The organism is Shigella sonnei, assembly GCF_002950395.1.
Classification (GTDB): Bacteria; Pseudomonadota; Gammaproteobacteria; order Enterobacterales; family Enterobacteriaceae; genus ECMA0423.
Map to the genome: position 1 here is coordinate 3,497,254 of NZ_CP026802.1, position 19,562 is coordinate 3,516,815.

The 19,562-nt window shown below is 52.8% G+C and carries 14 protein-coding genes and 2 pseudogenes; 5 read left to right on the forward strand and 11 right to left on the reverse strand.

Features of this window, described 5'->3' with window-relative positions; all coding sequences use genetic code 11:
- Nucleotides 1-38: 38 nt before the first annotated feature.
- Complete coding sequence (locus C1P89_RS18150; protein ID WP_000806411.1) at nt 39-398, reverse strand: YijD family membrane protein; 360 nt, start codon at nt 396-398, stop codon at nt 39-41.
- Complete coding sequence (fabR, locus tag C1P89_RS18155; RefSeq protein WP_122988064.1) at nt 398-1,048, reverse strand: HTH-type transcriptional repressor FabR; 651 nt, start codon at nt 1,046-1,048, stop codon at nt 398-400. The genes C1P89_RS18150 and fabR overlap by 1 nt, the downstream gene beginning before the upstream one ends.
- Before the next feature lie 320 nt (nt 1,049-1,368).
- On the opposite strand from fabR, the gene sthA reads away from it, so the two are divergent.
- Entirely contained in the window at nt 1,369-2,769 is a 1,401-nt protein-coding gene (gene sthA / locus C1P89_RS18160; protein ID WP_001120831.1) for a Si-specific NAD(P)(+) transhydrogenase, read from the forward strand.
- On the opposite strand, the gene oxyR is transcribed toward sthA, so the two are convergent.
- From oxyR to argC, 4 genes are all read right to left on the reverse strand, one after another.
- Entirely contained in the window at nt 2,752-3,669 is a 918-nt protein-coding gene (gene oxyR / locus C1P89_RS18165) for a DNA-binding transcriptional regulator OxyR (RefSeq protein ID WP_001025940.1), read from the reverse strand. The two genes, sthA and oxyR, sit on opposite strands and share 18 nt — an antisense overlap.
- Before the next feature lie 266 nt (nt 3,670-3,935).
- Complete coding sequence (argH, locus tag C1P89_RS18170) at nt 3,936-5,309, reverse strand: argininosuccinate lyase (RefSeq protein WP_001230083.1); 1,374 nt, start codon at nt 5,307-5,309, stop codon at nt 3,936-3,938.
- A 60-nt stretch (nt 5,310-5,369) separates the two neighbouring features.
- Nucleotides 5,370-6,146 (reverse strand): acetylglutamate kinase, encoded by a 777-nt coding sequence (gene argB, locus C1P89_RS18175; RefSeq protein WP_077447157.1) that lies wholly within the window; start codon nt 6,144-6,146, stop codon nt 5,370-5,372.
- 7 nt (nt 6,147-6,153) lie between these two features.
- Complete coding sequence (gene argC / locus C1P89_RS18180; RefSeq protein ID WP_000935389.1) at nt 6,154-7,158, reverse strand: N-acetyl-gamma-glutamyl-phosphate reductase; 1,005 nt, start codon at nt 7,156-7,158, stop codon at nt 6,154-6,156.
- Between the two features lie 153 nt (nt 7,159-7,311).
- On the opposite strand from argC, the gene argE reads away from it, so the two are divergent.
- From argE to C1P89_RS18200, 4 genes are all read left to right on the forward strand, one after another.
- A complete protein-coding gene (argE, locus tag C1P89_RS18185; RefSeq protein ID WP_001343371.1) occupies nt 7,312-8,463 on the forward strand; it encodes an acetylornithine deacetylase in 1,152 nt (383 codons plus the stop codon).
- A 351-nt stretch (nt 8,464-8,814) separates the two neighbouring features.
- Nucleotides 8,815-11,466 carry a phosphoenolpyruvate carboxylase gene (gene ppc, locus C1P89_RS18190; RefSeq protein WP_001005579.1) on the forward strand — a complete coding sequence of 884 codons (2,652 nt, stop codon included), beginning with the start codon at nt 8,815-8,817 and terminating at the stop codon, nt 11,464-11,466.
- 182 nt (nt 11,467-11,648) lie between these two features.
- A complete protein-coding gene (locus tag C1P89_RS18195) occupies nt 11,649-13,382 on the forward strand; it encodes a phosphoethanolamine transferase CptA (RefSeq protein ID WP_000556295.1) in 1,734 nt (577 codons plus the stop codon).
- 214 nt (nt 13,383-13,596) lie between these two features.
- Nucleotides 13,597-14,448 (forward strand): AraC family transcriptional regulator, encoded by an 852-nt coding sequence (locus C1P89_RS18200; protein ID WP_000274624.1) that lies wholly within the window; start codon nt 13,597-13,599, stop codon nt 14,446-14,448.
- Here the strand turns inward: C1P89_RS18200 and C1P89_RS18205 are convergent.
- The 5 genes and pseudogenes from C1P89_RS18205 to C1P89_RS18225 all read right to left on the reverse strand — a co-directional run bounded on the left by C1P89_RS18205 (nt 14,435) and on the right by C1P89_RS18225 (nt 19,383).
- Complete coding sequence (locus C1P89_RS18205) at nt 14,435-14,776, reverse strand: PTS fructose-like transporter subunit IIB (RefSeq protein WP_000323849.1); 342 nt, start codon at nt 14,774-14,776, stop codon at nt 14,435-14,437. The genes C1P89_RS18200 and C1P89_RS18205 overlap by 14 nt on opposite strands.
- Before the next feature lies 1 nt (nt 14,777).
- The gene (locus C1P89_RS18210; protein ID WP_000204101.1) at nt 14,778-15,656 is read right to left on the reverse strand and encodes a [formate-C-acetyltransferase]-activating enzyme; all 879 of its coding nucleotides are present in this window, start codon (nt 15,654-15,656) and stop codon (nt 14,778-14,780) included.
- Nucleotides 15,622-17,918: pseudogene (locus tag C1P89_RS18215) on the reverse strand (formate C-acetyltransferase). The gene C1P89_RS18210 and the pseudogene C1P89_RS18215 overlap by 35 nt, the downstream one beginning before the upstream one ends.
- A gap of 50 nt (nt 17,919-17,968) precedes the next feature.
- Nucleotides 17,969-18,289, reverse strand: a pseudogene (locus C1P89_RS18220) (PTS fructose-like transporter subunit IIB).
- A gap of 14 nt (nt 18,290-18,303) precedes the next feature.
- On the reverse strand, nt 18,304-19,383 hold the full coding sequence (locus C1P89_RS18225) for a PTS fructose transporter subunit EIIC (RefSeq protein WP_001004480.1): 1,080 nt from the start codon (nt 19,381-19,383) through the stop codon (nt 18,304-18,306).
- Between the last annotated feature and the right edge of the window lie 179 nt (nt 19,384-19,562).

Consider the following 19,562-nt stretch of genomic DNA (forward strand, 5'->3'; position numbering starts at 1 on the left):
ACCCATGCCGGATGCGCCAGCATCCGGCATAATACCGATTACTCAGCAACTTCCTGCTTACGGTTACGCATCTTCGCGCCAATCCAGAACACCATAATGACGGAGAGTACTGCCGGGAAGAAGTTAGAGCCGATATCCGGATATTCCGCACGAACTACCGTGCTGTACAGCAGTACGCCGAGAATAAAACAGGCAGCTGCCAGACCCGGCAAGCCTACCGGCATAGTGCGATTAAGATAACGTTGATGCAGGCAGTAAACCGTCAGCACCAGGGAAATAATCGGGAATACAGAAAATGGCACAATGGAGCTAAACAGCGCTGCGAAAGTACCATTAATCGATAAGCCAGCAACTAACGCCAGCAGCAGCGTACCTCTATCTTGATTTGCTTGTTTCATTACTCGTCCTTCACATTTCCCGGAATAATTGCGGTTTTCTCTTGTTCACGGCGATACCAGTAATAAGCCCCTTTCGAAATCATTCGCAGTTGCAGTACCAGTCGCTCTTCTAATTGCCGACGTTGTTCGACGCCGACGTCCAACGCCTCGGCACCCGCACTGAAGACAATTGTCACCATTGCTTCGGCTTGCGCTTCAGTAAACGCACGCGGCATATGGTTTTCGAGTTCCAGATAGTCCGCAAGTTCCGCAATGAAGTGCTGAATTTCACGCGCAACGGCGGCACGAAACGCAGCGGAGGTGCCGGAGCGTTCCCGCAATAATAACCGGAAGGCGTTAGGATTATTACCGATGAACTCCATAAATGTGGAGACCGAGGTGCGGATCACACTCCCGCCTTTGGCGATACGCTGACGCGCCTGGCGCATGAGTTGGCGTAGCATTAAACCGCTCTCATCAACCATGGTCAGACCCAGTTCGTCTACGTCGCGGAAATGCCGATAAAAAGAGGTGGGAGCAATGCCCGCTTCACGCGCCACTTCACGCAAACTCAGGCTGGCGAAGCTGCGTTCAGCACTTAATTGGCTAAATGCGGCTTCCACCAGCGAACGGCGGGTTTTTTCTTTTTGTTGCGCTCTTATGCCCATCACGATGTCTGAATCCTTGCCAAAAGTACTGCTGGCACTATACCAGAGAATGAACATACTGGATTGCTCCAGTATTGTGAATGAACGGTAACGCAATAAAACATATTTACTGGCCGGTTCTTTTACGTACAGCGGAAACCTGCCGCTTAAACGGAGAGTATCGTCGATAAAAATCCAATAAAACGTCAGGGCAAAAGTAAGAAACAGACAAAGCAAAGGCCGCTCAGGATATAGCCAGATAAATGACGGGGATCAATTGGCTTACCCGCGATAGAATGTTACCATTCTGTTGCTTTTATGTATAAGAACAGGTAAGCCCTACCATGCCACATTCCTACGATTACGATGCCATAGTAATAGGTTCCGGCCCCGGCGGCGAAGGCGCTGCAATGGGCCTGGTTAAGCAAGGTGTGCGCGTCGCAGTTATCGAGCGTTATCAAAATGTTGGCGGCGGTTGCACCCACTGGGGCACCATCCCGTCGAAAGCTCTCCGTCACGCCGTCAGCCGCATTATAGAATTCAATCAAAACCCACTATACAGCGACCATTCGCGACTGCTCCGCTCTTCTTTTGCCGATATCCTTAACCATGCCGATAACGTGATTAATCAACAAACGCGCATGCGTCAGGGATTTTACGAACGTAATCACTGTGAAATATTGCAGGGGAACGCTCGCTTTGTTGACGAGCATACGTTGGCGCTGGATTGCCCGGACGGCAGCGTCGAAACACTAACCGCTGAAAAATTTGTTATTGCCTGCGGCTCTCGTCCATATCATCCAACAGATGTTGATTTCACCCATCCACGCATTTACGACAGCGACTCAATTCTTAGCATGCACCACGAACCGCGCCATGTACTTATCTATGGTGCTGGAGTGATCGGCTGTGAATATGCGTCGATCTTCCGCGGTATGGATGTAAAAGTGGATCTGATCAACACCCGCGATCGCCTGCTGGCATTTCTCGATCAAGAGATGTCAGATTCTCTCTCCTATCACTTCTGGAACAGTGGCGTAGTGATTCGTCACAACGAAGAGTACGAGAAGATCGAAGGCTGTGACGACGGTGTGATCATGCATCTGAAGTCGGGTAAAAAACTGAAAGCTGACTGCCTGCTCTATGCCAACGGTCGTACCGGTAATACCGATTCGCTGGCGTTACAGAACATTGGGCTGGAAACTGACAGTCGCGGACAGCTGAAGGTCAACAGCATGTATCAGACCGCACAGCCGCACGTTTACGCGGTGGGCGACGTGATTGGTTATCCGAGCCTGGCATCAGCGGCCTATGACCAGGGGCGCATTGCCGCGCAGGCGCTGGTAAAAGGCGAAGCCACCGCGCATCTGATTGAAGATATCCCTACCGGCATTTACACCATCCCGGAAATCAGCTCTGTGGGCAAAACCGAACAGCAGCTGACCGCGATGAAAGTGCCATATGAAGTGGGCCGCGCCCAGTTTAAACATCTGGCACGCGCACAAATCGTCGGCATGAACGTGGGCACGCTGAAAATTTTGTTCCATCGGGAAACAAAAGAGATTCTGGGTATTCACTGCTTTGGCGAGCGCGCTGCCGAAATTATTCATATCGGTCAGGCGATTATGGAACAGAAAGGTGGCGGCAACACTATTGAGTACTTCGTCAACACCACCTTTAACTACCCGACCATGGCGGAAGCCTATCGGGTAGCTGCGTTAAACGGTTTAAACCGCCTGTTTTAACACTTTATCGAAATAGCCATCCATTCTTGCTCGGATGGCCTCTGCCAGCTGCTCATAGCGGCTGCGCAGCGGTGAGCCAGGACGATAAACCAGGCCAATAGTGCGGCGTGGTTCCGGCTTAATGCACGGCAGATAAACAACCCCATCGCGTTTGCGCTCCGGCGGCACAGCCAGCGCTGGCAGTAAAGTGATCCCGCTACCTGCCGCCACCATGTTGCGCAGCGTCTCCAGGCTGGTCGCGCGGAAGTGTGTATCTTCATCCGCCCCGGCTTCAAAACAGAAACCCATTGCCTGATCGCGCAAACAGTGACCATCTTCCAGCATCAGCAGTTTTTCCCCTGCCAGATCGGCCATCGGTACGCATTCGCGGTTCGCCCACGGGTGATCTTCATAGATAGCCAGCAACATTGGCTCATCAAACAACGGCACTTCAATGAATGCTTCGCTCTCTTTCACCAGCGCGAGGATCACGCAATCGAGTTTGCCACTGTCCAGTTGCGCCAGTAACTGGTGGGTCTGTGCTTCATGCAGATACATTTCCAGCTTTGGAAAGGTCTGGTGCAGCATCGGGATAATATGCGGTAGCAGGTACGGTCCAACCGTGGGAATCAAACCAATATGCAGCGGTCCGGACATCGTCTCGCCCTGCTGGCTTGCCATCTCTTTAAGGACTTTCACCTCACGCAGCACGGTACGCGCCTGATCCACCAGCAGCATTCCCGCCTGGGTGAACAACACTTTACGGCTGGTCCGCTCCAGCAACATCACGCCCAGCTCATCTTCCAGCTTACGAATTTGCCCGCTAAGCGTCGGCTGGCTAACGTGGCAGGAATCTGCCGCACGCCGAAAATGGCGGTGTTCAGCCAATGCCACCAGGTACTCAAGATCACGAATATTCATTATCCATCCTCCATCGCCACGATAGTTCATGGCGATAGGTAGAATAGCAATGAACGATTATCCCTATCAAGCATTCTGACTGATAATTGCTCACAGAAACGGAGCGGCACCTCTTTTAACCCTTGAAGTCACTGCCCGTTTCGAGAGTTTCTCAACTCGAATAACTAAAGCCAACGTGAACTTTTGCGGATCTCCAGGATCCGCTTTTTTTTGCCATAAAAAAGCCCGGCGATAAGCCAGGCTCAAATTTGTACATATAAATGTTCTTACCCCAACCGCGCCTGCGCAAAAGCAATCGCTTGGGCCACCTGCTGCGGTGAGACGCCGCCTTTTGCCGCACGCTTGTCGAGGCACGATTGCAGCGACAAAATCGGATAGACATCTTCGCCAATCACCGGGCTGAATTTCTGCAACTCGTCGAGCGGCAGATCTTCCAGCGGTTTGCCCTGACGAATGGCTTCCACCACCGCTTCACCCACGATATGGTGCGCCTCGCGGAAAGGTACGCCTTTCGCCACCAGGTAATCCGCCAGTTCGGTGGCGTTGGCGTAACCCTGCTGAGCCGCTTCCTGGCAACGTGGACGTTTCACCTGAATGCCGTCCAGCACCAGCGCCGCCATATGCAGGCAGTCCAGCCAGGTATCGAGCGCGTCGAACAGACCTTCTTTGTCTTCCTGCATATCTTTGTTGTAAGCCAGCGGCAAACCTTTCAGCGTCATCATCATGCCGGTTAACGCACCCTGCACCCGACCGCATTTACCGCGAATCAGCTCCAGCGCATCCGGGTTTTTCTTCTGCGGCATTAATGATGAACCGGAAGTCACGCGGTCAGAAAGCTCCACAAACCCCGCTTCGCCGGTGTTAAAGAAAATCAGATCTTCAGCAAAACGCGACAGATGCACCATGCCGATAGCGGCAGCCGACAGCAGTTCCAACACATGGTCACGGTCAGAAACGCTGTCCAGACTGTTACGGGTCGCCGAAGCAAAGCCCAGCCAGCCTGCTAACTGTTCACGGTCGATTTCATAGGCCGTTCCCGCCAGCGCGCCACAGCCTAATGGGCTGACATCCAGACGCTTAAGCGCATCCTGCAAACGGCTTTCATCACGCGCCAGCATCTCAACATAGGCCAGGCACCAGTGCGCGAACGTCACCGGCTGGGCGCGTTGCAGGTGAGTGTAACCTGGCATGACCGCGTCCTGATTGTTTTGTGCGGTTTCCACCAGCGCCGATTGCAGCTGTCGGTTAGCCGTCAGTAACTCGCTAACGGTATCTTTGCACCACAGTTTCAGGTCAGTCGCTACCTGATCGTTACGACTACGCCCGGTATGCAGCTTTTTGCCTAACTGGCCCACTTTGTCGATCAGTTTGCCTTCCACCCAGCTATGGATATCTTCGGCGTCGCTTTCAAGGATTTGTTGTGGCCTGGCGCGAACATCTTCCAGCAGCACGTTCAGCGCCTCTTCCAGTTGCGCCTGCTCTTCTGCGGTTAACACGCCTACCGTGACCAGGGCTTTGGACCAGGCCACAGAGCCAACAATATCCTGCTCCGCCAGACGGTAATCAAAGCGCAGTGAGTCGTTGAATTGTTTGAACCGTTGATCTGCTGCCTGGGTAAAACGCCCGCCCCAAAGTGCCATAACTCTGTTTCCTTATTTTGAAATTCAATGCCGGAAAGCTGCGCCTCCGGCCAACAAAACTTAAGCTAAAATCCGCGTACCCATCGGCATACCGTTAAACAGTGCCGGAAGCTGCTCCGCATGACGCCAGGAGGCGATATCTACCGGACGGCCCAGCGTGCGGGCCGCATCCAGCGCCGCGTTCACTTTCACTATCATGCCGTCAGTAATAATGCCCTGCTCAATCAGTTGTTCTGCTTTCGCGGCGGTCATTTCGGCAATGCGTTGCCCTTTGCCGTCGAGAATGCCGCTGACGTCGGAGAGCAAAATCAGATCCGCGCCCAGCGTTGCCGCCAGCGCCGTTGCCGCCTGGTCGGCATTGACGTTCATCAGTTGCCCTTCGTCTGTTACGCCAATGGAGCTGACCACCGGCAGATAACCGTTCTCCAGCAAGGAGTTGATAAGCTTAGGCGAACCTGGCTGCGCCAGTCCAACATGACCTAACTCTTCATCAAGCTGGGTCACTTTGACGCTGTCGCCGTCACCGAGAAACAAACCTACGGCCGCAATCTGATGTTTCTTCGCCCATGCCAACAGGGTTTTATTTGCCGTTCCCGCCAGTGCTCCGGTGATAATGTCTATCTGATCAGCAGGCGTCACCCGCAGGCCGTTTTTCTTTTTCACCGGCAGATTCAGCCCTTTCATCAGCTCATCCACCACGCAACCGCCGCCGTGCACAATCACCAGCGGACGCTGATGTGACTCACGATAATTCACCAGTGTGCTAAACAGACGTTCCAGCGCCTCTTCACTATCCAGCAGTACGCCGCCCAGTTTGATAATTAATGGATTCATCATTGCACCCTTAAATAAGAGACTGCGTTTCCGCATAGCCGAAACGAATATTGGCGCACTGTACCGCTTGTGCCGCCGCGCCTTTCAGTAAGTTGTCTTCGGTCGCCACAATAATCAGATGCTCGCCCTGAACGGCAAACCCGATATCGCAAAATGGCAGCCCAACGACATTTTTCAGCGCCGGAACGCCTTTGTCATACAGCCGCACCAGCGGTTTATGGGCATACGCCTGCTGTAACACTTGCGCGACTTGCGCCTGGGTCACACCCGATTTCAGGCGGCAGGTAATGGTTTCGAGAATGCCGCGCGGGAAATTGCCCAGATGTGGGGTGAAGATAACGTCAGCACCGAGGTGTGTGGCGATCTCTGGTTGATGGCGATGAGTAAAGACGCCATACGGTTGCAGGCTAACTTCACAAAAACTATTTGAAATCGCTGCCTTACGTCCTGCACCGCTCACGCCGCTGGTGGCGTTGATCACCGGCCACTGATTGAGGTCAAGAAGATCGGCATCAATCAACGGTTTCAGCGCCAGCTGTGCCGCCGTCGGATAACAGCCTGGCACCGCAATCAAATTCGCTTCTTTTAATTTATTACCGCACCACTCCGCCAGACCGTAGGCTGCCTGTTCCAGCAGTTCCGGGTATTGATGGGTAAAGCCGTAATATTTTTCATAGAAGGTGGCGTCGTTAACACGAAACGCACCGGAAAGGTCGAACACCACGCAGCCCGCTTCAAGAAACTGCGGCGCTAAATCGTGGCTAACTTCATGGGCGGTGGCGAGAAACACTACGTCCACCCCTGGGCTAAACTCGCTGATATCCGACATCGGCTGCAACGGCAGCTCAACGATGCCTTTTAGCTGCGGATGCAAATCGGAGATTAACTTTCCCGCATCATTGCTTTGCGCTGAAACAGTCAAAGCGGTTATGTTCATATGCGGATGGCGATTTACATAGGTCACTAGCTCTGCGCCAGCGTAGCCGCTGGCACCCACAATCAGCGTATTCAACATCGGGGCTATTCACCTTCTTATGTCTGGTTGCCAGGTTAAACGTAAAACATTCACCTTACGGCTGGTGGGTTTTATTACGCTCAACGTTAGTGTATTTTTATTCATAAATACTGCATGAATATTGATACTATCATGACCAGAGGTGTGTCAACAATGAAAAACAAATTACCGCCATTTATCGAGATTTACCGTGCTCTGATTGCCACACCTTCAATAAGCGCCACGGAAGAGGCACTCGATCAAAGCAATGCAGATTTAATCACTCTGCTGGCGGACTGGTTTAAAGATTTAGGCTTCAATGTGGAAGTGCAGCCTGTGCCAGGAACTCGCAACAAATTCAATATGCTGGCAAGTATCGGACAGGGGGCTGGCGGCTTGTTGCTGGCGGGGCATACCGATACGGTGCCATTTGATGACGGTCGCTGGACGCGCGATCCGTTTACACTGACGGAGCATGACGGCAAGCTTTACGGCTTAGGCACCGCCGACATGAAAGGCTTTTTTGCGTTTATCCTTGATACGCTACGCGATGTCGACGTCACGAAACTGAAAAAACCGCTCTACATTCTGGCGACTGCTGATGAAGAAACCAGTATGGCCGGAGCGCGTTATTTTGCCGAAACTACCGCCCTGCGCCCGGATTGCGCCATCATTGGCGAACCGACGTCACTACAACCGGTACGCGCACATAAAGGTCATATCTCTAACGCCATCCGTATTCAGGGCCAGTCGGGGCACTCCAGCGATCCAGCACGCGGAGTTAACGCTATCGAACTAATGCACGACGCCATCGGGCATATTTTGCAATTGCGCGATAACCTGAAAGAACGTTATCACTACGAAGCATTTACCGTGCCATACCCTACGCTCAACCTCGGGCATATTCACGGTGGCGACGCTTCTAACCGTATTTGCGCTTGCTGTGAGTTGCATATGGATATTCGTCCGCTGCCTGGCATGACACTCAATGAACTTAATGGTTTGCTCAACGATGCATTGGCTCCGGTGAGCGAACGCTGGCCGGGTCGTCTGACGGTCGACGAGCTGCATCCGCCGATCCCTGGCTATGAATGCCCACCGAATCATCAACTGGTTGAAGTGGTTGAGAAATTGCTCGGAGCAAAAACCGAAGTGGTGAATTACTGTACCGAAGCGCCGTTTATTCAAACGTTATGCCCGACGCTGGTGCTCGGTCCGGGTTCCATCAATCAAGCTCATCAGCCTGATGAATATCTGGAGACGCGGTTTATTAAACCCACCCGTGAGTTGATTATCCAGGTAATTCACCATTTTTGCTGGCATTAAAACGTAGGCCGGATAAGGCGCTCGCGCCGCATCCGGCACCGTTGCCAAACTCCGGTGCCGCAATAATGTCGGATGCGATGCTTGCGCATCTTATCCGACCTACACCTTTGGTGTTATGTATGGCGATTTTTTAACATTTCCATAAGTTACGCTTATTTAAAGCGTCGTGAATTTAATGGCGTAAATTCCTGCTATTTATTCGTTTGCTGAAGCGATTTCGCAGCATTTGACGTCACCGCTTTTACGTGGCTTTATAAAAGACGACGAAAAGCAAAGCCCGAGCATATTCGCGCCAATGCGACGTGAAGGATACAGGGCTATCAAACGATAAGATGGGGTGTCTGGGGTAATATGAACGAACAATATTCCGCATTGCGTAGTAATGTCAGTATGCTCGGCAAAGTGCTGGGAGAAACCATCAAGGATGCGTTGGGAGAACACATTCTTGAACGCGTAGAAACTATCCGTAAGTTGTCGAAATCTTCACGCGCTGGCAATGATGCTAACCGCCAGGAGTTGCTCACCACCTTACAAAATTTGTCGAACGACGAGCTGCTGCCCGTTGCGCGTGCGTTTAGTCAGTTCCTGAACCTAGCCAACACCGCCGAGCAATACCACAGCATTTCGCCGAAAGGCGAAGCTGCCAGCAACCCGGAAGTGATCGCCCGCACCCTGCGCAAACTGAAAAACCAGCCGGAACTGAGCGAAGACACCATCAAAAAAGCAGTGGAATCGCTGTCGCTGGAACTGGTCCTCACGGCTCACCCAACCGAAATTACCCGTCGTACACTGATCCACAAAATGGTGGAAGTGAACGCCTGCTTAAAACAGCTCGATAACAAAGATATCGCTGACTACGAACACAACCAGCTGATGCGTCGCCTGCGCCAGTTAATCGCCCAGTCATGGCATACTGATGAAATCCGTAAGCTGCGTCCAAGCCCGGTAGATGAAGCCAAATGGGGCTTTGCCGTAGTAGAAAACAGCCTGTGGCAAGGCGTACCGAATTACTTGCGCGAACTGAACGAACAACTGGAAGAGAACCTCGGCTACAAACTGCCCGTCGAATTTGTTCCGGTCCGTTTTACTTCGTGGATGGGCGGTGACCGCGACGGCAACCCGAACGTCACTGCCGATATCACCCGCCACGTCCTGCTACTCAGTCGCTGGAAAGCCACCGATCTGTTCCTGAAAGATATTCAGGTTCTGGTTTCTGAACTGTCGATGGTTGAAGCGACCCCTGAACTGCTGGCGCTGGTTGGCGAAGAAGGTGCCGCAGAACCGTATCGCTATCTGATGAAAAACCTGCGTTCTCGCCTGATGGCGACACAGGCATGGCTGGAAGCGCGCCTGAAAGGCGAAGAACTGCCAAAACCAGAAGGGCTGCTGACACAAAACGAAGAACTGTGGGAACCGCTCTACGCTTGCTACCAGTCACTTCAGGCGTGTGGCATGGGTATTATCGCCAACGGCGATCTGCTCGACACCCTGCGCCGCGTGAAATGTTTCGGCGTACCGCTGGTCCGTATTGATATCCGTCAGGAGAGCACCCGCCATACCGAAGCGCTGGGCGAGCTGACCCGCTACCTCGGTATCGGCGACTACGAAAGCTGGTCAGAGGCCGACAAACAGGCGTTCCTGATCCGCGAACTGAACTCCAAACGTCCGCTTCTGCCGCGCAACTGGCAACCAAGCGCCGAAACGCGCGAAGTGCTCGATACCTGCCAGGTGATTGCCGAAGCGCCGCAAGGCTCCATTGCCGCCTACGTGATCTCGATGGCGAAAACGCCGTCCGACGTACTGGCTGTCCACCTGCTGCTGAAAGAAGCGGGTATCGGGTTTGCGATGCCGGTTGCTCCGCTGTTTGAAACCCTCGATGACCTGAACAACGCCAACGATGTCATGACCCAGCTGCTCAATATCGACTGGTATCGCGGCCTGATTCAGGGCAAACAGATGGTGATGATTGGCTATTCCGACTCAGCAAAAGATGCGGGCGTGATGGCAGCTTCCTGGGCGCAATATCAGGCACAGGATGCATTAATCAAAACCTGCGAAAAAGCGGGTATTGAGCTGACGTTGTTCCACGGTCGCGGCGGTTCCATTGGTCGCGGCGGCGCACCTGCCCATGCGGCGCTGCTGTCACAACCGCCAGGAAGCCTGAAAGGTGGCCTGCGCGTGACTGAACAGGGCGAGATGATCCGCTTTAAATATGGTCTGCCAGAAATCACCGTCAGCAGCCTGTCGCTTTACACCGGGGCGATTCTGGAAGCCAACCTGCTGCCACCACCTGAGCCGAAAGAGAGCTGGCGTCGCATTATGGATGAACTGTCAGTCATCTCCTGCGATCTCTACCGTGGCTACGTACGTGAAAACAAAGATTTTGTGCCTTACTTCCGCTCCGCTACGCCGGAACAAGAATTGGGCAAACTGCCGTTGGGTTCACGTCCGGCGAAACGTCGCCCAACCGGCGGCGTCGAGTCGCTGCGCGCCATACCGTGGATTTTTGCCTGGACGCAAAACCGCCTGATGCTCCCCGCCTGGCTGGGTGCAGGTACGGCGCTGCAAAAAGTGGTCGAAGATGGCAAACAGAGCGAGCTGGAAGCCATGTGCCGCGATTGGCCATTCTTCTCGACGCGTCTCGGCATGCTGGAGATGGTCTTCGCCAAAGCAGACCTGTGGTTGGCGGAATACTATGATCAACGTCTGGTAGACAAAGCACTGTGGCCGTTAGGTAAAGAGTTACGCAACCTGCAAGAAGAAGACATCAAAGTGGTGCTGGCGATTGCCAACGATTCCCATCTGATGGCCGATCTGCCGTGGATTGCAGAGTCTATTCAGCTACGGAATATTTACACCGACCCGCTGAACGTATTGCAGGCCGAGTTGCTGCACCGCTCCCGCCAGGCAGAAAAAGAAGGCCAGGAACCGGATCCTCGCGTCGAACAAGCGTTAATGGTCACTATTGCCGGGATTGCGGCAGGTATGCGTAATACCGGCTAATCTTCCTCTTCTGCAAACCCTCGTGCTTTTGCGCGAGGGTTTTCTGAAATACTTCTGTTCTAACACCCTCGTTTTCAATATATTTCTGTCTGCATTTTATTCAAATTCTGAATATACCTTCAGATATCCTTAAGGAATTGTCGTTACATTCGGCGATATTTTTTTCAAGACAGGTTCTTACTATGCATTCCACAGAAGTCCAGGCTAAACCCCTTTTTAGCTGGAAAGCCCTGGGTTGGGCACTGCTCTACTTTTGGTTTTTCTCTACTCTGCTACAGGCCATTATTTACATCAGTGGTTATAGTGGCACCAACGGCATTCGCGACTCGCTGTTATTCAGCTCGCTGTGGTTGATCCCGGTATTCCTCTTTCCGAAGCGGATTAAAATTATTGCCGCAGTAATCGGCGTGGTGCTATGGGCGGCCTCTCTGGCGGCGCTATGCTACTACGTCATCTACGGGCAGGAGTTCTCGCAGAGCGTTCTGTTTGTGATGTTCGAAACCAACACCAACGAAGCCAGCGAGTATTTAAGCCAGTATTTCAGCCTGAAAATTGTGCTTATCGCGCTGGCCTATACGGCGGTGGCAGTTCTGCTGTGGACACGCCTGCGCCCGGTCTATATTCCAAAGCCGTGGCGTTATGTTGTCTCTTTTGCCCTGCTTTATGGCTTGATTCTGCATCCGATCGCCATGAATACGTTTATCAAAAACAAGCCGTTTGAGAAAACGTTGGATAACCTGGCCTCGCGTATGGAGCCTGCCGCACCGTGGCAATTCCTGACCGGCTATTATCAGTATCGTCAGCAACTAAACTCGCTAACAAAGTTACTGAATGAAAATAATGCCTTGCCGCCACTGGCTAATTTCAAAGATGAATCGGGTAACGAACCGCGCACTTTAGTGCTGGTGATTGGCGAGTCGACCCAGCGCGGACGCATGAGTCTGTACGGTTATCCGCGTGAAACCACGCCGGAGCTGGATGCGCTGCATAAAACCGATCCGAATCTGACCGTGTTTAATAACGTAGTTACGTCTCGTCCGTACACCATTGAAATCCTGCAACAGGCGCTGACCTTTGCCAATGAAAAGAACCCGGATCTGTATCTGACGCAGCCGTCGCTGATGAACATGATGAAACAGGCGGGTTATAAAACCTTCTGGATCACCAACCAGCAGACGATGACCGCCCGCAATACCATGCTGACGGTATTTTCGCGCCAGACCGACAAGCAGTACTACATGAACCAGCAACGTACGCAGAGTGCGCGTGAATACGACACCAACGTGCTGAAGCCGTTCCAGGATGTGCTGAATGACCCTGCGCCGAAGAAACTGATCATCGTTCATCTGCTGGGTACGCATATCAAATACAAATACCGCTACCCGGAAAATCAGGGCAAGTTTGATGGCAATACCGATCATGTTCCGCCAGGATTAAGCGCAGAAGAGCTGGAATCATATAACGATTATGACAACGCTAACCTGTATAACGATCATGTGGTTGCCAGCCTGATTAAAGACTTTAAAGCGGCAGACCCGAACGGATTCCTGGTTTACTTCTCTGACCACGGTGAAGAGGTTTACGACACGCCGCCGCACAAAACTCAGGGGCGTAACGAAGACAACCCGACGCGCCACATGTACACCATTCCGTTCCTGCTGTGGACGTCGGAAAAATGGCAAGCGACTCATCCCCGTGATTTCTCACAGGATGTCGATCGTAAATACAGCCTGGCGGAACTGATCCACACCTGGTCAGATTTGGCGGGCTTATCTTACGACGGTTACGATCCAACCCGTTCAGTGGTGAATCCGCAGTTCAAAGAAACTACCCGCTGGATTGGTAACCCGTACAAGAAAAACGCGCTGATCGATTACGACACTCTGCCGTATGGCGACCAGGTAGGTAATCAGTAATTATCAGCCAGGCGCTATTTGCCGGATGCGACGCTTGACGCGTCTTATCCGGCCTACAGATCGCGGCGGTAGGCTGGATAAGGCGTTTACGCCACATCCGGCAATACAACTGCCGCAATGTTTACATCGAACTCCCCTCAGGCCACACTTTTCAGGTGGCCTTTTTTAATAATGCCAGTTACTGTTTTCCCGTCTACATACCTAAGGGAATAACATGTATCACGACGTCAGCTATCTGCTCTCCCGCCTGATCAACGGCCCGCTGTCCCTGCGCCAGATTTACTTTGCCAGCAGTAACGGCCCGGTGCCCGATCTTGCGTATCAGGTCGATTTTCCACGGCTGGAAATTGTGCTGGAAGGTGAGTTTGTTGATACCGGCGCTGGAGCAACGTTAGTTCCCGGCGATGTGCTGTACGTTGCCGCTGGTGGCTGGAATTTCCCACAATGGAAAACACCCGCTACCACCTTTAGCGTGCTGTTTGGCAAACAGCAACTCGGCTTCAGCGTCGTGCAATGGGATGGCAAACAATATCAAAATCTGGCGAAGCAACACGTCGCCCGACGCGGCCCACGTATAGGTTCTTTTCTGCTACAAACGCTCAATGAAATGCAAATGCAGCCGCAGGAGCAGCAAACGGCAAGGCTTATCGTAGCCAGCCTGCTTAGCCACTGCCGCGATTTGCTCGGCAGCCAAATCCAGACCGCCTCACGCAGCCAGGCACTATTTGAAGCTATTCGCGATTATATCGACGAACGCTATGCCTCCGCGCTTACCCGCGAATCTGTCGCACAGGCATTCTATATTTCACCAAACTATCTCTCGCACCTGTTTCAAAAAACGGGGGCCATTGGTTTTAACGAATACCTGAATCACACGCGACTGGAGCACGCTAAGACGTTATTGAAAGGCTATGACCTGAAGGTAAAAGAAGTGGCGCACGCCTGCGGCTTTGTCGACAGCAACTACTTCTGCCGTCTGTTTCGTAAAAACACCGAACGCTCGCCGTCGGAATATCGCCGGCAGTACCACAGCCAACTGACAGAAAAACCGACTACTCCAGAATAAGATGGGTTTGCTGCGGCGCAGAAAGCACTTTGCGCACCGCGCTCATTACCCGCTGCGGCTCACGCAGGAATGCGTAGATGCTGCATTGCACATAGCGGCAATGTTCAAATCGCTCGGCACCGGCAAGCTCGATATCCGTAATCAACAGAGCAACATCCGCCCGACGGATATCCTCGTCCGCTAAACGATTCTCCGTTCCCAGCGCGCCCTGAGTTTCAATGCTGACGCCCCACTTCTCTAACTGGCACAACTTTTCCAGCCGTTCCGCCGCCATATAAGTATGCGCCACGCCGCTTACGCAGGCGGTTACTGCCACCAGGTATGCCATTTTAACCTCCCACGGTAACCTGAAATCCGGCCCGTTCTGCCATTTCGCGCATCGTTGTCACATCGGCTGACGACGGCGCAGGCACCTCTTTCATCGACCATGTTTTCCCCAGCAGGCGGTATTTCGGTTCGCCGTACTGATGAAACGGTAACAGATGGATCTGCCTGATTTTCAGCGGGATCAGTACATCCAGCGCCTGCTGCATATTCTCCCTGCTGAGCGTGAAACCAGGGATCAACGGTAAACGCGGGATCACGTTGACACCCTCACTCACCAGCAAACGCAGATTCTCCAGCACGCGTGGCAGGTTCATCTTCACCACATCCCGCGCCTGAGTCGCGTCCATAATTTTTAAATCGAACAGCACTTCATCGCACAATTTCGCCAGCGGTAACAGCTTGCTTGCTGGCGCGTCTCCGGCAGTTTCAATGGCGCATGACACACCCCACAGCCGCAGTCGCTGTAAAAAACGGGTAGCAAACTCCGCCTGCATTAACACTTCGCCGCCAGAAAGCGTGACGCCGCCGCCGGACGTGCGAAAGAAAATGTCATCTTTCATCACTTCCCGTTCCAGAGCGTCAAGGCTGATATCGCGACCAATCCGTTCAAACGCCCCGGAGGGGCATTCATCCGCATCACGCAAACATTTCGCACAGTGCAGACATTTCGCCTCTCTGCGTACCGTCTGGATTTTGCCGGAGATCGACTCCGGATTAGCACACCACGGGCAAAGATGCGGACAGCCTTTAAAAAAGACCACCGTACGAATGCCCTCGCCGTCATTCAGTGAATAACGCTGAATGTTGAAAATGCGCGCCACATCATCGCGGCGCGTTTCCACAACGTTACAGCTGATGCGCTGTCCGGCGGATGATGTCATCCTGGATCTCCTTCGACAGTTCGACAAAGAAGGCGCTGTATCCGGCAACGCGCACCACCAGCCCGGCATAATCTTGTGGGCGCTGTTGCGCTTCCCGCAACGTGTCGGCGTTCACCACGTTAAACTGAATATGCTGCAACTTAAGCTGGGTAAACGCCCGTAAGAAGTCGGCCAGTTTGCGTAATCCCGCTTCACCTTCCAGGGTCGCCGGAGTGAATTTCACGTTCAGCAACGTACCGTTAGACAGCAGCGTATTATCGAGCTTACTGACTGACTTCAGTACCGCTGTTGGCCCTTGTGCGTCCTGGCCCAGCATAGGTGACAAGCCGCCGTCTGCCAGTTGTTCCCCGGCAAAACGACCGTCTGGCGTCGCGCCAACCACCGATCCCAACGGGACGTGAGCAGAAACGGTATACGATCCCGGCGTGAAGTAACCGCGCGCGGGTTCTGGTATTTTTCCACTTCTTTGCAGTAGTGGCGTAACAGTTCGGCGCTGATGTTATCCACCTCGTCGATATCGTTACCGTATTTCTCGAAGCGGTTAATTAAGCGAGCACGGACTTTTTCGCCTTCTGGCGTTGCAAAGTTGGCTTTTAATACCGACAGCAATTCGTCAAAACTTAAACGCTGTTGCTCAAAAACCATCCCTTTCAACGCATGGAGAGAATCGCTCAGGTTGGCGATACCGATCCCCTGTACGCCGGAGAAGTTATAACGCGCGCCGCCATCGGTAATATCGCGACCTTTTTCCAGACAATCGCTGATAAAAGACGAGAGCAGCGGTACAGGTGCCCAGTCGCGATGGCCGATATCACAAATATTGCTGCCCTCAACCATCAGGGTGATGTAGTGGCTGATCTTGGCGCGGATCTGCTCCAGTAAACCTTCATAAGTCAGCGCAGCATTGCCTTCATTTTCATGCAGGCAGATTTCCATCACTTTCAGCAGATTAAACATCGCGATGTCATGCAAGCCGTAGGTTCTGCCGGGAATAGATAATTCCACACAGCCCACTACGGAATAGTCGCGCGCATCTTCCAGCGAAACGCCACGGTTGAGGAACGCTGGTACCACCACTTCATCGTTAAAGATTTGCGGAATACCGGTGCCGAGGCGAATGGTTTCGGCGGTTTTCATCAGGAACGGCGTGTCGATCAAGGCGTTAGTGCGCACGCCGAGGTTCGGTTGCGGTAATTGCACGCTTTGATAGGCGTCAAGGCAAAGGAACGAAAGCACGTTCACCGCGCTACGTCCGTTCTCGGTTAACCCGCCGAGCAGTGCGGTATAGCCGGTCGGGAAACCTGCGAAATAACGCGCGCTGCTGGTGGAGCGCAACAGCACGATGTCGTTGCATTTCACCCATAAAGATTCGAGCAGTTCTTTCAGGAACGCCGGATCTTCGCCCTGGGTTAAAGATGCCTGATAGAACGGCAACATATACTGGTCGAAGCGCCCTAAAGACAGCGAACTGGCGTTGGATTCGTATTGCAGAATGATGTTCATGTACCAGAATAACTGGCACGCCTGCCAGAACGTCTGCGGCTTATGTTCGGCGTTATGGCGAGAGATCTCCGCAATAGTCAGCAGTTCTTCGCGACGCTGTGCATCTGTGCAGTTTGCCGCCATCGTTTCCGCCAGTTCGGCGTAACGCAAAATGTGTTTCTGCGAGGCTTCCAGCAGTAACAACGCGGCCTGATAAAAGTGATTCTCCGGCTGTTGCTGACAATGTTGCTGCATCTGTGCCACCAGCTCACCCAGACCGTGATTCAACAGGCGTGGGTAATCAATAATAATGTGCCCCTGGCCTTTATCCGTCTGGTTGATGCTGAAAATCTGCGTGTTGGTCGCGGCTTTTACTTCATCTGTCATCTGCCCGTTGATGAAATCTTTCATCGAACGTTTTTCCCAGTACGGGAACAACTCTTCACGGTAGATACGTTTATCTTCTTCGCTGATAGCAAAGCGGTCCTGCGGACGCGTCGGGAATTGATCCAGCTCTTTCAGCAGCCAGTAAGGGTCCATTTCCGGCGACATAATCCCGGCGCGCGGTTTTACGGTGCGGTTACCGGCAATCAGTTCTTCATCACGAATCGAAATTTCAACATGTTCAAGGATATACGCTGTTGCTTTCGCCCGGCGCAATATCACCGGTTCGCCTTCGGTTTGCCGATGGCTGGCGGTATAAAGCAGCGCCCGCTCCAGCGAGATTTCACGGGTATTGGCAAACAGTGCAGTTTTGAGGCGAGAGATACGATTCGTCATGAGGAACTCCTGTGGGAAAGCGAACCCGCCCTTGCGAGCGGGAGAAGAACTTAAGCGGTTTGCGCCAGGTGAGCTTCAATTTTGCTCATAATGGCGTCAGCACGTTTTACTGCATCGCTGATGTTGACGCGCACGATGGTCTTGCCAGCAAAACGCTCTTCAAACTTGATGCCGATATCTTTGGTCAGAATCACCATATCAGCGCTCGCCACATCTTCCGCAGTCAGTTCATTTTCCAGACCAATTGACCCCTAGGTTTCTACTTTCACTTCCCAGCCTTTCGCTTTCGCGGCACTTTCCAGCGCCTCTGCTGCCATATAGGTATGGGCAACACCTGAAGGACATGCGGTTACTGCAATAATTTTCGTCATGGCTCGTTCCTCAATTAATTAATTTCAAAATCCAAATCCAGGTCGTCTTCTTTTTCATCAGTCGAAGACCCATTTTTACGCGCCAGACTTTTCAGCACGTTCACACAAACAGCCGTCACCACTGCTCCGACAGCCACTGCTGCGATATAACCCAGCTTGCCTTCAACCACCGGCAGCACAATCAGACCACCCCAGCCTGCATAGCACTGCGCACCGACCAGCGCCGCAGTTACTGCACCACAAACTGAACCGACCATGATGGAAGGAATGACACGCAGCGGATCGGCAGCGGCGAAAGGAATCGCCCCTTCAGTAACGCCAACACAGCCCATCACCAGTGCCGCTTTGCCGGTTTCGCGCTCTTCTGCGGAGAAATTTTTACGACCAATCAGCGTCGCCAGCCCCATCCCCAGCGGCGGGATACAAATACCCACGGCAGCGATGGCCACCACGGTATAAACACCCTGAGCAACGCAAATCAGCATGAAGGCATAGGCCACTTTGTTAACCGGACCGCCCATATCGAACGCCAGCATCAGACCCATGATCACCGCCAGCATAACAATGCTGCCCTGCTGCATCCCCTGAAGCCACTGAGTCAGGCTGTTGGTCAACGCCCCTACAGGCTCGCCCAAGCCCCACATCATGATGCCTGCGGTAATCAGTGTGCCGACGATAGGAATAATGAAGATAGGCATCACCGAGCGCAGAACTTTATGCACCGGAATTTTCTTCAGGTAATGCACCACGATGCCGCCGATAATCCCGGCGATCAGTGCACCAAAGAAGCCCGCACCAAAGCTGTTACCAACCCAGGTACCGATAGCGCATGGAGCCAGCGCAGAACGTTCTGCAATGGAATAACCAATGTAAGCGGCGAGGAAAGGCACCATCAGCGTCAAGCCCGCAACGCCGATATCAAACAGTTTTTTCAGATTTGGATCGGCTACGGCATCCGGCACTGCGCCTTTGCCATACAACATGACGGAAACCGCCAGCAAAATACCGCCCGATACCACGAAGGGAATCATGTGTGAAACGCCCGTCATTAAATGCTGACGGGTATTTTTCAGGATCTGCACCAACTCATTCATAAGCTGCTCCCGGGCTTGCGAAAGCCCATGTCCATATTTTTGATGGAGGAAACAATAGGCAATCGCAGGCGGAGCAAACAGTGGATAAAAAGGCCATTTACTGGACTTTTGTAATATCAGTACAAAAATGCGATCCGCCTCATAACTTGCGATAAACCGGAAGCATGCCGCAAAACGGC

What these genes read in the sequence shown, in the direction of transcription:
- C1P89_RS18150 (WP_000806411.1), bottom strand. Translation starts at nt 398, where the DNA reads ATGAAACAAGCAAATCAAGATAGAGGTACGCTGCTGCTGGCGTTAGTT.
- sthA (WP_001120831.1), top strand. Translation starts at nt 1,369, where the DNA reads ATGCCACATTCCTACGATTACGATGCCATAGTAATAGGTTCCGGCCCC.
- oxyR (WP_001025940.1), bottom strand. Translation starts at nt 3,669, where the DNA reads ATGAATATTCGTGATCTTGAGTACCTGGTGGCATTGGCTGAACACCGC.
- argH (WP_001230083.1), bottom strand. Translation starts at nt 5,309, where the DNA reads ATGGCACTTTGGGGCGGGCGTTTTACCCAGGCAGCAGATCAACGGTTC.
- argB (WP_077447157.1), bottom strand. Translation starts at nt 6,146, where the DNA reads ATGATGAATCCATTAATTATCAAACTGGGCGGCGTACTGCTGGATAGT.
- argC (WP_000935389.1), bottom strand. Translation starts at nt 7,158, where the DNA reads ATGTTGAATACGCTGATTGTGGGTGCCAGCGGCTACGCTGGCGCAGAG.
- argE (WP_001343371.1), top strand. Translation starts at nt 7,312, where the DNA reads ATGAAAAACAAATTACCGCCATTTATCGAGATTTACCGTGCTCTGATT.
- ppc (WP_001005579.1), top strand. Translation starts at nt 8,815, where the DNA reads ATGAACGAACAATATTCCGCATTGCGTAGTAATGTCAGTATGCTCGGC.
- C1P89_RS18195 (WP_000556295.1), top strand. Translation starts at nt 11,649, where the DNA reads ATGCATTCCACAGAAGTCCAGGCTAAACCCCTTTTTAGCTGGAAAGCC.
- C1P89_RS18200 (WP_000274624.1), top strand. Translation starts at nt 13,597, where the DNA reads ATGTATCACGACGTCAGCTATCTGCTCTCCCGCCTGATCAACGGCCCG.
- C1P89_RS18205 (WP_000323849.1), bottom strand. Translation starts at nt 14,776, where the DNA reads ATGGCATACCTGGTGGCAGTAACCGCCTGCGTAAGCGGCGTGGCGCAT.
- C1P89_RS18210 (WP_000204101.1), bottom strand. Translation starts at nt 15,656, where the DNA reads ATGACATCATCCGCCGGACAGCGCATCAGCTGTAACGTTGTGGAAACG.
- C1P89_RS18225 (WP_001004480.1), bottom strand. Translation starts at nt 19,383, where the DNA reads ATGAATGAGTTGGTGCAGATCCTGAAAAATACCCGTCAGCATTTAATG.